The following is a 13,989-nucleotide window of genomic DNA, read 5'->3' on the forward strand; positions in this document are numbered from 1 at the left end:
TGCCGCCGCTTGGCCATTTTCATGTACAGGACAAAGGCACTGTTTTCAGGGCATGTACAGGGGTCTTGGATCCTCTGTGTCAGGAATACCATTGCCATTGCAGTCATCATCCAGAACAAGCCCGGAAGCGTCAATCATCTCCTGAGTCGCCAGTGGGTGGAAGAAATCCGGCCGTCCATCCCTGTCCGTATCCACCCATGCTATGGAAATACCTTTGAATGCATCGTACTTGGCTACTCTCTCAGACACCTTACCGATAATCCCATACCTGTCCGAAATCAGGGGAATGGCAAGGGCTGTCTCCATGGCAAAATCCACCAGCCCGGCATCGCCCGCAGACTGGGCGATATTCCCCATTTCTGTGGATTTATTCTTCAGACTGGCCAACATTTCTGCTGCGGCATAAGCCTTGCGAAAAAGTCTGTCCGCAAGGGAAAGGGCCGCGGCATCCCAGGCCTGTTCACCCAGCCCCCGAAGCTGCTGTGATTCATCCTGCAAGGCTTTCTCCCTCTGATTTTCGGGGATACCAGCCGTATGAATCATTTCCGCAACAACCTCACCCTCATGGATCAGAAAAAGGGCCATCTCTCTGTCATCACTATCCAGAGCACGCCGGATCAGTTTATTGTATTCTTTGGCAACAAAAACATTGCCGGCGGTCTGGGAAATGTCACGGAGATGATTCCTGCCCCTCTCCAGAAAATCACGGCTGCGGGTGGCATCACCGATCTCCTTCCACATGAGGGCAATGTAACCGATACCAAACAGAAGCTGTTCATTATCCTGCATCCTGCCATACTCAACCCATTCCCTATCATAATTTCCGGAGGCATCCCGGACGAGACGGCCCTGCGTATCTATTTTTTCGGCGGAAAATCCCCCCCCGAAAAGAACGGTTTCCGCCAGCTCCATAGCCTTTGTGGCATCACTGTCATAACCTGCCCTGTTATAAATTCTGGCACAACGTAGGTATCCCTGAAAAACCTTTGACAAACTGATATCCTTAGGAGCCGCACCGGGCTTGTGGATGGCATTGATGTATTTCAGTGCCTGATCCGCCAGAAGTGCCGCTTCCTGGTATCTTCCTTCCTCAATCATCACCATGCCCGCATGGGGCACGGCTTCGTTAAAATAGGTCAGGGCCCGTATGTGCATTTCCGCCGTTTCCGAAGCATTCCGGCCATCAACCAGACCTTCCAGCTCATCTATGATATCCTGAGCCATGGCGCCGTGGCGGGCAAGGCCTGCGGCAAAATCACCATAGGCTCTGGCCTTCTGGGTTGCACGAGCCGGTGGCAGAGTTTTCAGCAGATTTTCGGATTCATCCCTGTAGCCAGACAGGGAAAGGGCCTCCACCATTGTCGGCACATACACCCATGTAAGCTCCCCCGTAAAATTGCCGTACTGTTGATTCGGCGGTGAAAAGGAAAGAAGGCCGTCATTGGCCCGGATTGCCTCTACTTCCTGCACAACAGCAAAGGCCCTTGGCCCGTCTCCCAGCCATGCATAGCGCAATGCGGCATCCGCCAGATACATAACCTTCAGCATATAGTGCTTTCTGCCATTGGCCAGCTCCGTGGGTGGGCAATCCTGAGCATAGCGGTACAGACCATCCAGAGCTGACCTCGCAGCAGCAGCATCCCTCTGATCCGGCTCATCCATGGACAGAAAATCATCGGCCAGATCCCGCATGGCCTGCAGAATACGGGCATAGGATCCTGCAGGAAGATGGGGACCCAGCTCTTCATGCATATATCTTGCAACTTCCCCTGCCTCATCCGGGTGCTGCGCTTTTCTGTACCACTTGGCAATGGTCTGCAGAAGCCCCGTATCGGCCGATGTAAGATTGTGATATCCCTTAGCCGCAAGAAGCGACTTCTGAATCCGGAAAGCTTCATCCAGACAATCTTTCGCTTCGCTAAACATGGCGAAGGGGACATAATTCTCGGCAACCGCCACCCAGGCACTGGCCTTCTGGGAATCCAGATACATCTGCTCCCGGATAATGGATTTGGCTTCGTCAAAAAAACCCACCTTGGCCTTGCCTCGTACAATCTCTGCCCGGATGGTATCATTTACCGTATCATCCAGTACCGTATCCAGCATGGTTTCGGCTTTATACAAACGGGAAACATTGGAATGATAGTAATAGTGAATCCGTTTGGCATTGTCATTGCCCGGGAGCTCACCCGGAAGCAGAGCCTCCGCCACATCATATATATAAGCTGCCCCTGAGAGTTCCCGTATCCTGGGATCTGCGGAAAGGGCAACGCCATCTTTTATGAGGTCCTGGGGCTGCAACAGAACGCTTACCAGCTTTCCCGTTACCACATAGGCTGTTCCTTCCTGATTCAGTTCCATATCCACAAGATCATAGGCATCAATCAGATACCGAAAAATTCGTTCCACGGGCAATCCCCTGACGGGCATCTCTCTGTGGTGCAGGAGGTTTTCCGAAAGAACAGCCGCATTTTGCCTGTAAAAATCGCGATGTGCCTCAAAATCTCCATCAGCATCCGCAAACAGACGTTCCATGCTTTTCAGTAAAGAATCTGCCAGCAGAGACTTTTTGGCCTCTGCAACAATATCTTCCGGACTCTGTCCATCCGCCGAACGGACAGCTGCATGCAAGGCACGAACTTCCCTTATGCTGTCAGGCGAAAGGCCCGTATTCTGTAAAGTTGTTTCATCCATATTTCCCTGATGAATCAGCTTCTGTCCGGATGCCATCAAATGTACCAGCTTAGCAAAAGGATTCTCTTCACCGGCAGAGACAAGATCCGTAATAATTTTTGTAATCACCATACTGCGCTGAAGAAGCTGCCCGCCTCCAGGCCCCATGGGCCGCAGTGAAAGATCGGCTGCCGTATCCAGTCCAAGGAAAATCCGTACGGCTTCTTCTGCCTCCTGTACATTTTTTCCCGTATCATACATACGAACCACAAGGGTCGTAACAGGGGTCACGGCCAGGCTGTTCCGTGAAAAAGTTCCTTCGGCAAAGGCTTGCAGTTCAAGATCTCCGAAGCTGGTTCCCGTTTCCACATCCCGACCACCCGCAGCCACCACCCGAAGCCCACTCCGACTCTCGCGGCTGGTATAGAAACGAAAATATCCGTCATGTTCCGATACGGTTCGGCAGAGATCCCGTCCTGAAGTTCCGCACTCGCGCATGGCACCGTTTCTGTCCCAGAGCTCAACTCTGGCCCCTTGAATACCAGGATCTTCCACGTAGCCGGCAAGAGCTTGAGTGGAAACCCCAGGCGTGGTGGAGCCCGTCTCCCATGTGCTGGAAGACAGATCCCAGCATCCTGGCAGTAAAAACAACAAGCCAAGTCCAGCACCCATGAGCCCTATTACTCTTTCTACCTTCATTGAAAACCTCCATCCGATCCATACTTTGACAAGCCGAAAAAATGTTTAGCTTCCTACAGCCTGCCAATACGACTTGTCAACAGCTTTTAAGCTGTATCAAACAAAAAAACAAAACCATACATAGTTTGCTATTGCTAAAAAATATTGACACTCAAACCATTGCCGACTACAAGGCATTCCCAAAGCGGCTTCGATTTCATACAATCAGAGTCAGCAGCCAAAGCGTAATGTTCACCAGCTTCCACCCCGTCTTTCCATAGACCGGGGGAAATGCACCGAAAGGAATTTGCATGTCTTACCATGGTATTGGTTCCAGAGTCCGGCTAAGCCGTATTCCTGTCATAGCAGTGACCTGCCTCTTTCTTTTTGCGGGCAACCTTTTCGCCCTTCCGGACACACGGGGCTGGATTCATGAAAAAAGCGACCTTCCCCTTCATCCGGAACTGATCACGGGAACCCTTGACAACGGACTTCGTTATGTGATTCTGCCCCACCATACCCCACGAAACCGGGCCAGTCTTCACCTCAATGTACAGGCAGGCTCCTTCCATGAAACCGATTCCCAACAGGGTCTAGCCCATTTTGTGGAACACATGGCCTTCAACGGTTCCACCCACTTTCCTCCGGGTACGCTGATCCATTATTTTCAAAGCATCGGTATGAGTTTTGGTGGCGATACCAATGCCCATACAGGCCTTGGCGAAACGGTCTACCATATTCTCCTTCCCCAGGCTGACGCTCAGGGGCTTGAAAAAGGACTTCTGGTCCTTTCGGACTATGCCCATGGCCTTCTCTTTAATGAAAATGAAATAGAAAGGGAAAAAGGTGTGATCCTGGCTGAAAAAAGGGCCAGAGATTCCGCGCGGTACCGCACCGGGCAGGCCCTGCGCCGTTTTCTTCTCCCCGGCATACGCAGCAACGAGCGAACCCCCATCGGAAAAAAAGCAGTAATCGAAAAGGGAGACAGAGCCGAGCTTCTGGACTATTACAATACCTGGTACCGGCCCGAACGCATGATGGTCATTCTCGTAGGAGACGTAGAACCGGTTGAAGCAGAATCCCTGATAGCCAAACACTTTGCCCCCATCAAAGCCAGATCCCCAGAACGACAGGTTCCGGAAATGGGAGAGTTTCAGCATAAAGGGAATGCCTTTTTTCATTACGCAGAACCCGAATCCGGAGATGTATCCGTTATCATGGCCACATCCCGCATGGTCTCTCCCCGAAAAGACAGTATGGAAAGCCGGAAAGAAAGCCTCACCCTGCAGCTGGGCAGCATGCTTCTCCGTCACCGCCTTTCCGACAGACTCAGTGAGCCGGATACTCCCTATACCCGGGCTGTGGCCATGGCAGACATCCAGCATGAAACCATTTTATCCACCCGCCTTGTGGCCATCGCTCCTCAGGATAAATGGGAAGCATCCCTTTCATCCATGGAACAGGAGCTGCGTAAAGCAATGACCCATGGCTTCAGCGAAGAGGAAATGGACAGGGTTCGCAGGGAGACCCTCTCCTACCTTGACCGGCGTATTGCGGGCTTTTCCACCACACCCAGCCGTAAAATCGCCGATGAGATCATTCAGGCCATGAATACCCCCCGGGTCTTCACCTCCCCGGAGGATGACAAAGCTCTTTTTGCCGGTTTCATAGAGGAAATTCAAGCAGATGCTGTTCTGGAGGTCATGAGGAAGGCCTGGGGGGATGACCACAGGCTTATTGCCATCACGGGCAATACGGGCCTTGACGATCACACCGCCCTTTCCCGTATGCGGTCCGTGTGGGAAAAAAGTGCCGCCATACCCGTTACGGCTCCGGACATGGCAGAAGCCGCTATCTTCCCCTATCTCCCGGAACCGGAAAGGACCGTCCAGCCCCTTGAGGTGATCTCCATCGATGATCTGGAATTTTTCACCGCCCGTTTTGCCAACCACATCACCCTCCATGTAAAGCAGACGGATTTTGAGGCGGACACCGTCCGGGTTCTTCTTACCTTTGGTCCCGGCAGAGCCCACGAACCCGAAGACTGGCCCGGCCTTTCCCTTGCAGCTCCGGCCCTTGTCAATTTATCAGGAACCGGTACTCTGGACCGACCCGCCCTGGCGAGGGCCCTTGCCGGTAAAGGAATGAGCGTAGAATTCTCCGTGGCCCAGGAAAATTTCCGTTTCTCCGCATCCGCAAGACCGGAAGATTTTTCTGAACTGATGAACCTTCTGCGTCATCGTCTGCTGGATCCAGCTTTCCGGACGGAAGCCTGGGATCTTGCCCGCAGATGGGCAGAGCAGGAGGACAGGCGTATGGATTCTGACATCAGTACCACCATGCAACACCTGGCCCCTTCTTTCTTTGCCTCCTTTGACCCGAGATTTTCAAGGCCCAAAGCCTCTGCAATGAATGAAGCCATGAGACTTGCCGCCGAAAACTGGCTGGCACCTGCCTTCAAAAATGCCGCCCTTGAAATTACCGTAGTGGGTAATGTGAATCCTGACCTTGTCATTGAGGAAGTGGGACGTTATTTCGGAGATCTTGCCCGCAGCAGCCGTAAAGAAAAAACCATACGGCCTCTGGATTTTAATCAGGGGGCCAGAGCCACCTACTGGGTGGGAACACAAATTCCCTCTGCCCAGATCCGCATAGGCTTTCCCACAACGGGACTTGAGCCGATGGAAGAGTCCAGAGGACTGACGCTTCTGGCCCGGGTGCTGTCGGACCGATTACGTACAGAAATCAGAGAAAAACAAGGACTTGCCTATTCGCCCCGGAGCTTCCATCAGGCCAGTTCCGTATACAAGGATTACGGCGGACTTTACATGCAGACCGGCGCAAGGCCGGATCAGGCCGCCATGGTGCGTAAGGCTCTGATGGATGTTGCCGGAAAACTGAAAAAGGAAGGTGTCTCTGAGGAGGAACTCCGCAGAGCCAGAGACCCGCTCATGACCGGCCTGAAGGAGAGGTTCCGGAACAATAACTTCTGGCTTGCCGGGGTGATGGCAGGATCTGTGGAAGATCCCCGCCAGCTGGATCGGGTACGTACCCTTGAAAGCGGTTATCTGGAGATTACGGCAAAGGACCTGACCAGACTGGCTGAGAAATGGCTCCAGCCGTACAGAGCCTCTTCGATCACCATACTGCCCGTTGGAGAAGAAGGACTGTAATGCGCCTGAATCTGATATGTATGCTGCTGATACAGGGGCTGTACTTCATCACACCGGTACTGGCGGCTCCTTCCCACGGCATCGCCCTGTGGGGAGAGCCGCAGTATGGCCCTGATTTCACCCATTTTGCCTATGCCAGACCGGACGCACCCAAAGGCGGACATCTGCGCATGGCCGCCACAGGAAGCTTTGACAGCTTTCACCCCTTCACCATCCGGGGAACAGCAGCGGCAGGGGTGGGACTTCTTTATGAAACCCTCATGACTGCCTCCCTTGACGAACCCTCTTCCAGCTATGGACTCATTGCCGGGTCTGTTAGCGTGTCGGAAGACCGTACTTCCGTAACGTTCCGGCTGAGACCGGAAGCACGCTTTCATGACGGTCACCCCGTACGGGCGGAAGATGTGGTTTTTTCCTTTCAGATTCTTATCCGGGAAGGCTCTCCCCACTATCGTAAATATTACGAAGATATCACCGGAGTGCATGCCCCGGACGAACATACCGTGCGCTTTGATATCCGGCCCGGTTCTGCCATGGAAACACCGTATATAGTAGGACAGCTCCCCGTTCTTCCCGCCCATGTATGGAAGGAGAGGGAATTTTCCCGCTCTTCTCTGGAAACGCCCGTGGGTTCCGGCCCCTACCGCATCCATTCCTTTGATACAGGCAGACGAATCACCTATATACGAGATCCGGATTACTGGGGTAGGCATCTTCCTGTGAATCAGGGACATTTTAACTTTGATTTTATCTCGTGGGAGTACTTCCGGGATGACACGGTCAGTCTGGAAGCCTTCAAAGCCGGGGTTTTTGACTACAGACTGGAAAACACCGCCAAAACATGGGCGACCCTCTACGAAGGTCCGGCCTTCCGGGACGGGCGCATCCGTAAGGAAACCATACCCCATGAACGTCCTCAGGGCATGCAGGGTTTTGTTTTCAATATCCGCAAACCCGTTTTCCGGGACAGGGCGGTACGTAAAGCCCTGTCTCAGGTTTTTGATTTTGAATGGGCCAACACCCACCTCTTTTATGGCCAATATAGCCGCACTCACAGTTTTTTCCAAAACTCCCCCATGGCAGCCGAAGGGCTTCCTTCGGAAGAAGAACTTGTCCTGCTGGAACCCTTTCGCCATCTCCTGCCGGAATCTGCCTTCGGTACTGCCATAGTACCGCCTGTCATGGACGGATCGGGCAATATCCGGCCCCTGCTCAGGGAGGCGGACCGCATTCTCAATGAAGCCGGATGGATTCTCAAGGGTGGAAAACGCATTCACAAAGAAACGGGACGCCCCCTTTCCTTTGAAATTCTTCTGGCATCGCCTTCCTTTCAGCGCATTGCCATGCCCTTTCGCCAGAATCTTGCCCGGCTGGGCGTGGATGCCTCGGTCCGCGTGGTGGACCGCACCCGCTATGTGCGTCAGCTGCAGGATTTCAACTATGACATGATCGTGGGGAATTTCCGTCAAAGCCACTCCCCCGGCTCCGAGCAGAGGGATTTCTGGGGCTCAGAAGCGGCATCCGTACCCGGAGGCCGCAATACCATCGGCATTGCAGACCCAGTGGTGGATGCCCTTGTGGAACACATTCTCAATGCAGAAAACAGAGAAGAACTCATTACCGCATGCAGGGCGCTGGACAGGGTACTTCGGGCCAGCCACTATGTGATTCCCCAATGGTTCAATGCCAGCTACCGCATCGCCTACTGGGACAAACTCCGCCATCCGGAAAAATCGCCTGAGCATGGCCTTGGCATTTATACCTGGTGGATTGACACCGAAGCCGAAGCTCGCCTCACACCCGGAGCCCTCATGCACACAGACCCGGGAGAAGATAAAAAATGAGTGCCTACCTGCTGCGCCGCCTTCTTTTGATTGTTCCCACCTTGCTGGGAATTCTCACGGTAAACTTTTTTGTCATTCAGGCCGCTCCGGGGGGCCCCGTTGAGCAGATGATAGCCCGAATTTCCGGAACCAGCGGAGATCTGACAGAACGGATTTCCGGCTCCGGTGCTGACGATTTTTTTGAAAACGACAACGCCATGGAAAGCGAAGCCGGTATCCGCTACAGGGGTGCAGAGGGCCTTGATCCAGAGTTCATAGCGGAACTGGAAAAAATGTTCGGTTTTGACCGTCCCATGCACGAACGCTACTTCAAACTCCTCAAAGATTATTTTTTCTGGGATTTTGGTGAAAGCTTCTATAAAAATGAAACCGTTCTTTCCCTCATTGCCCAGAAAATGCCCGTATCCATTTCCTTAGGCCTCTGGTCCACCCTCATCATTTATATGGTCTGCATTCCCCTTGGCATCCGCAAGGCGGTACATCATGGAACCCGTTTTGACGGATGGACCACCACCGTCATCAGTGTGGCCCACGCCATACCGGTCTTCCTGTTTGCCATTGCCCTTGTCATTCTCTTTGCGGGAGGCTCCTATTTTCAGTGGTTCCCACTGCGGGGCCTTACTTCTCCGGGGTTTGAACAGCTTTCCACGGCTGGAAAAATTCTGGATTATTTTCACCATCTGGCTCTTCCCATCACAGCCATGGTCATCGGCGGCTTTGCCTCCCTCACCATGCTTACCCGCAACAGCTTTCTGGATGAAATTCACAAACAGTATGTGGAAACCGCCAGAGCCAAGGGAGCGGATGAAAAGCGGGTTCTTTTCGGCCATGTGTTCCGCAATGCCATGCTCATTGTCATTGCAGGTTTTCCTTCCGCCTTTGTTTCCATGTTCTTCACAGGATCCCTGCTCATTGAGGTGATCTTCTCCCTTGATGGCCTGGGACTTCTCGGCTTTGAGGCCACCATGGGCCGGGACTATCCGGTGATGTTCGCAACCCTTTACATTTTTACCCTCATGGGACTTCTGCTCAGTATTATCAGTGATCTCACCTATACATTTGTGGATCCCCGCATTCATTTCGGTACAAGGGAGGGGTCATGAAAGCTGCCACCCGACGCAGATGGGAACGATTCCTTGCCAACCGCAAGGGCCTCATCTCCCTCATCCTCTTCATCATACTTTTTTTCGTAAGTCTTTTTGCGGAATTCATTGCCAATGACAGGCCCCTTATGATCCGGTATCAGGGAGAAACCTATTTTCCCGTACTCAAAGATTATAATGAAACTGTTTTCGGCGGAGACTTTGCAACGCTCTGTGATTACAGAGATCCTTATATCCGTGAAAATGTGGATGCCCATGGATTCATGATCTGGCCACCCATCCGTTTTTCCTACAACACCATTCGTATGGATCTCCCCGAACCGGCACCTTCCCGTCCGGACAGAACCAACCTGCTCGGCACGGACGATCAGGGCAGGGATGTTCTGGCACGGGTTATCTACGGCTACCGGGTCTCGGTTCTCTTCGGACTCTGCCTTGCCTTCGGAGGTGCTGTGATCGGTACCTTTGCCGGAGCCCTGCAGGGTTATTACGGGGGCAAGGTGGATCTTGTCGGCCAGCGTTTCATGGAAATCTGGTCCGGATTGCCGGTGCTCTACCTCATCATGATCCTCTCCAGTGTGGTGACACCCAGTTTTTTCTGGCTTCTCGGGCTCATGCTCCTTTTCGGGTGGATGTCCCTGGTAGGCGTTGTCAGGGCTGAATTTCTGAGGGGACGCAACCTCGGCTATGTCAAGGCCGCAAGGGTCATGGGCATGACAGACAGGCGCATCATGTTCCGGCATATTCTGCCCAATGCCATGGTGGCGGCCCTCACCTTTTTTCCCTTCATTCTCAATGGTGCCATCACAACACTTACGGCCCTTGATTTTCTGGGATTCGGCCTTCCACCGGGCTCTCCTTCCCTCGGAGAACTGCTCTCCCAGGGTAAAACCAACCTCCACGCCCCCTGGCTGGGGATTACCGCTTTCTGCGTTCTTTCCATCATGCTCACCCTCCTCATCTTTGTGGGAGAGGCTGTGCGGGACGCCTTTGATCCCAGACTGGAAGGTCTGTAAAGGATTTTTGACATGCATGCACCTCTTGTCACCGTTAGCAAGCTGTCCATTGCCTTTTCCAAAACCGGCGGAGCCCTTTCTCCGGTGGTCCATGGCATTGATTTTCATATTCATGCCGGAGAGTGCCTTGCCCTTGTGGGAGAATCCGGCTCCGGTAAATCCGTAACCGCCAAAAGCCTCCTGCGGATCCTTCCTTCGGGATGCCACATTGACGGCAGCATTGCCTTCAACGGCATGGAAATAACCAGCATGGAGGAAAGCAGACTAAGAAAACTGCGGGGCGGACGTATTGCCATGATTTTTCAGGAGCCCCTTTCCGCTCTGAACCCCCTGCACCCCGTGGGCAAACAGATAGCAGAAGCCCTCTATCTGCATCAGGGCCTTCCCCTGCACCGTTCGGAAAAGGAAGTGACAGCCCTTCTGGACCGGGTAGGCATTCCCGATGCCAGCCGTCGCAGAAAATCCTATCCCCATGAACTTTCCGGAGGTCAGCGCCAGCGTGTAATGATTGCCATGGCCATTGCCAACAATCCGGATCTTCTCATTGCAGACGAACCCACTACAGCCCTGGATGTGACCGTGCAGGACAAAATACTGCGCCTGCTGGAAGATCTTCGCAGGGAACGGAACATGGCCATGCTCTTCATCACCCACGACCTCGGCGTGGTGCGACGCATGGCGGACCGCATTGCCGTCATGAAGGACGGCCGCATTCTCGAAACCGCAGCCAAAGACACCCTGTTTACCCATCCTGTTCATCCCTGGACCAGAGAACTCGTCCGGACAACCCAGCCCCCTCCTCCCCGCGCCCCCACAGAAAATCCGGCCCTCTTACTGACAAGGGGGCTGGCGGTACGCTTTCCCATCAAAGAGGGCCTTCTCCAGAGGGTCAAAGGGCATGTTCATGCGGTGCGGGGGGCGGATCTTGTGATCCGTAAAGGAGAAACCCTGGGTGTGGTGGGGGAATCCGGCTCCGGCAAAACCAGCCTCGCCCATGCCCTTTTACGCCTGATTCATACAGAAGGAGAAATTCTCCTCGACAATAAGCGCATAGACGGGCTTTCTTCCGGGGAATTCCGCAAATTACGCCCCAGAATGCAGATGGTGTTTCAGGATCCCTTTGACAGCTTAAGCCCCAGAATGACCGTGGGCGAAATTGTAGGAGAGGGCCTTGAGGTGCACTCCCATATGAAAACAAAAGAAAGGGACGTACAGATTGCCCAAAGCCTTGAGGCCGTGGGCATGGATCCATCCATGGCGGACCGCTATCCCCACGAGTTTTCCGGCGGGCAACGCCAGCGCATTGCCATAGCAAGGGCACTGATCCTCAAGCCAGATCTCCTCGTGCTGGATGAACCCACCTCTTCGCTGGACCGTTCCGTACAGTTCCAGGTTCTGGAGCTTCTGCGGCATCTCCAGGAAGAACGGGGACTGAGCTATCTTTTCATCAGCCATGATCTTGCCGTTGTACGACGCATCAGCCACAGAATCGCCGTAATGAAGGACGGAGATATTGTAGAAACCGGACCTGCAGAACAGCTCTTTACAAGGCCTGAGCATCCCTACACCAGAGAACTTCTTGCCGCCGCCCTGGCAGCATGAAAAAGGTCTCTTTCCTCTCCCTCAGGGGAGGTAGCGGAGGCTTTCGAAACGAGGGACCGGGGCCTGCCCGGCACACAGACTATAAACCTCCTGTTTAATCCCGGTACAACGTTGCCTAGTGCCGGGGTGAGGGCTAAAGCGAGTAAAAATCCCATACCCAGCCCCTTTCCCCCTCTCCAGTCCATACTACGTCGCACTTTCATAAAAATGACGACCAGAAACGGGGGAAACGGGATGGTTATGGATGGAGGAACAGATGTTACATCGGCTGCTACGGTCGCAGGATTGTCGTACTGAGCATGGCAAAATAACTGTCATAGGACTGGCAATAATGCACGGGGTATCATATGAAAACGAAATCATTTGACTACCTGATGAGCGTTCTTTTTTGGGAAGACACCGGCCTCCGGGCAATGGCTGCCTGACCCAGATACGCTGTAATCTACAAACAAAAATCTCCTGATATCCAAGATTGTCACTGCGCCAGATCAAATACATACGGTAATGAACACAGTTTTGAATACTGAGGCAAAAAAACTTGCCATAAGGAGCTGGACAGCCTATGAAAACAAAATCATTTTGGGCTGCCGTTGGATCCAGAATTTTTGGAAGAAACGTCCTTACAGGAACTGAGAATCCAAGATACGGGGTTGTCAGATTACCATGCCCCATTACGGATTCTCTGGCTGGAACAATTCTTGTTGAGCGGTTCTGTATTATCGGATTCAAAATAAAAATGAGGATTATACGTACCAGCGAAGTAATGGGATGGCACGGCAAGGATGCCTGCGAATTACCCACCACTATTTTCCTGTGAAATCGGATACATAACCATAAAAAACAAAAATGAGAAAACTTTTCATTTCAGCCGCATGCTTTTTGTACTCCTGGTTTCCACAGGTATCTTTTCAGACCTAAGTACCGCTCAAAATACTGGAGCAGAACTCTCCTCATTCACTATTGTCATCGAAACAACAGATAAAAAGATCCAGCTTACGTGTAAAGACGGATGCGCATGGCAAAAATTGAACCTTACCAAGGCTGTTAATGGCACTCCTCAGGCTCTCAATCAAATGGGCATGACCACACGTCCGGAGACTGGGGCCAAGATCGAATCCCTTCCCGGCAACTTCATCTTCACAATAGCTCAATCAAAGACCGGAATAAGTCTCGAAGGTTTTAAAGGCACCGCTTGGGTGCGTTTGGCTTTTAGCTGTTCAAAGAGTGGATGTCGTCAGGCCATTGATCAATATGGGATGACGACACTGAGCAACTGAGCAGATTATGTTTTTGCCAAGCCGGACAACCTGGATGGGTGCTTACGGTAGAGCTCTGCAAAAAATTAGCCAAAAAAGGAAAACGCTCTGTCCGTGTGCCTCATGGATTGTATGAAGACCCCCTGTCCCTGAATCTTTAACCTGCGGGCTGCACCTGCACTCGCAGCGTCCGTGCATAAACGCGATCGAATCCCCTTACAGACAGTACCAACTTCGGAATCTTGCTCAAACCAGACAGCCACCTTTATCCCCTTCTGTTCGACTTTCTGTGTTTTAGACCATGGGATCGAAAACACAGGCAAACAGTCTCCCCGTACAGGCAGACGGTCGTTCACACTGCAAAAACCCACATTCCTCTGGCGGGCACCCGTTTCAGGCCGGACCCGCGTTCGATTAATGAGAACACAATCAAACAAATAAAAACGAATTTACAATATCAACAACATGACAGCAAAAAACAATCCAGCGAATATAAAAATTAACATTGTTTTCAAGCTAAAAAGACCTTGAAACCCTCTGAAAATGAATTAGTATAGAGCCAACATTCTGACAAGAATGGTATGAAAAATATACCTTATTTATTTATTCTTCATCAACGGGGTTTTCCATGCGCAGTTTTTTAC

General features: G+C 52.4%; 8 protein-coding genes. 7 read left to right on the forward strand and 1 reads right to left on the reverse strand.

Annotated features, from left to right (window positions below; all coding sequences use genetic code 11):
• Window positions 1–45: 45 nt before the first annotated feature.
• On the reverse strand, window positions 46–3,372 hold the full coding sequence (locus OOT00_RS07310) for a hypothetical protein (protein ID WP_265424655.1): 3,327 nt from the start codon (window positions 3,370–3,372) through the stop codon (window positions 46–48).
• 290 nt (window positions 3,373–3,662) lie between these two features.
• Between OOT00_RS07310 and OOT00_RS07315 the strand changes: the two genes are divergently transcribed.
• The 7 genes from OOT00_RS07315 (at window position 3,663) to OOT00_RS07345 (ending at window position 13,366) form a co-directional block, all read left to right on the forward strand.
• The gene (locus OOT00_RS07315; protein WP_265424656.1) at window positions 3,663–6,524 is read left to right on the forward strand and encodes a M16 family metallopeptidase; all 2,862 of its coding nucleotides are present in this window, start codon (window positions 3,663–3,665) and stop codon (window positions 6,522–6,524) included.
• Window positions 6,524–8,368, forward strand: a complete 1,845-nt coding sequence (locus OOT00_RS07320; RefSeq protein WP_265424657.1) for an extracellular solute-binding protein — start codon at window positions 6,524–6,526, stop codon at window positions 8,366–8,368. The genes OOT00_RS07315 and OOT00_RS07320 overlap by 1 nt, the downstream gene beginning before the upstream one ends.
• Window positions 8,365–9,471: a microcin C ABC transporter permease YejB gene (locus OOT00_RS07325; RefSeq protein WP_265424658.1), complete on the forward strand. Its 1,107-nt coding sequence runs from the start codon at window positions 8,365–8,367 to the stop codon at window positions 9,469–9,471. The genes OOT00_RS07320 and OOT00_RS07325 overlap by 4 nt, the downstream gene beginning before the upstream one ends.
• Entirely contained in the window at window positions 9,468–10,487 is a 1,020-nt protein-coding gene (locus OOT00_RS07330) for an ABC transporter permease (RefSeq protein WP_265424659.1), read from the forward strand. Before OOT00_RS07325 ends, OOT00_RS07330 begins: the two co-directional genes overlap by 4 nt.
• Window positions 10,488–10,499: 12 nt before the next feature.
• Complete coding sequence (locus OOT00_RS07335) at window positions 10,500–12,089, forward strand: ABC transporter ATP-binding protein (protein WP_265424660.1); 1,590 nt, start codon at window positions 10,500–10,502, stop codon at window positions 12,087–12,089.
• 562 nt (window positions 12,090–12,651) lie between these two features.
• Window positions 12,652–12,906 carry a hypothetical protein gene (locus OOT00_RS07340; protein ID WP_265424661.1) on the forward strand — a complete coding sequence of 85 codons (255 nt, stop codon included), beginning with the start codon at window positions 12,652–12,654 and terminating at the stop codon, window positions 12,904–12,906.
• Window positions 12,872–13,366, forward strand: coding sequence for a hypothetical protein (locus OOT00_RS07345; protein ID WP_265424662.1), 495 nt, complete (start codon window positions 12,872–12,874; stop codon window positions 13,364–13,366). The genes OOT00_RS07340 and OOT00_RS07345 overlap by 35 nt, the downstream gene beginning before the upstream one ends.
• Window positions 13,367–13,989 lie beyond the last annotated feature (623 nt).

This window comes from Desulfobotulus pelophilus, from assembly GCF_026155325.1.
GTDB lineage: Bacteria > Desulfobacterota > Desulfobacteria > Desulfobacterales > ASO4-4 > Desulfobotulus > Desulfobotulus pelophilus.

Excerpts from the sequence above, each read along its gene's own strand:
- OOT00_RS07310 (WP_265424655.1), bottom strand. The coding sequence starts at position 3,372 with ATGAAGGTAGAAAGAGTAATAGGGCTCATGGGTGCTGGACTTGGCTTG.
- OOT00_RS07315 (WP_265424656.1), top strand. The coding sequence starts at position 3,663 with ATGTCTTACCATGGTATTGGTTCCAGAGTCCGGCTAAGCCGTATTCCT.
- OOT00_RS07345 (WP_265424662.1), top strand. The coding sequence starts at position 12,872 with ATGCCTGCGAATTACCCACCACTATTTTCCTGTGAAATCGGATACATA.
- OOT00_RS07340 (WP_265424661.1), top strand. The coding sequence starts at position 12,652 with ATGAAAACAAAATCATTTTGGGCTGCCGTTGGATCCAGAATTTTTGGA.
- OOT00_RS07320 (WP_265424657.1), top strand. The coding sequence starts at position 6,524 with ATGCGCCTGAATCTGATATGTATGCTGCTGATACAGGGGCTGTACTTC.
- OOT00_RS07335 (WP_265424660.1), top strand. The coding sequence starts at position 10,500 with ATGCATGCACCTCTTGTCACCGTTAGCAAGCTGTCCATTGCCTTTTCC.
- OOT00_RS07325 (WP_265424658.1), top strand. The coding sequence starts at position 8,365 with ATGAGTGCCTACCTGCTGCGCCGCCTTCTTTTGATTGTTCCCACCTTG.
- OOT00_RS07330 (WP_265424659.1), top strand. The coding sequence starts at position 9,468 with ATGAAAGCTGCCACCCGACGCAGATGGGAACGATTCCTTGCCAACCGC.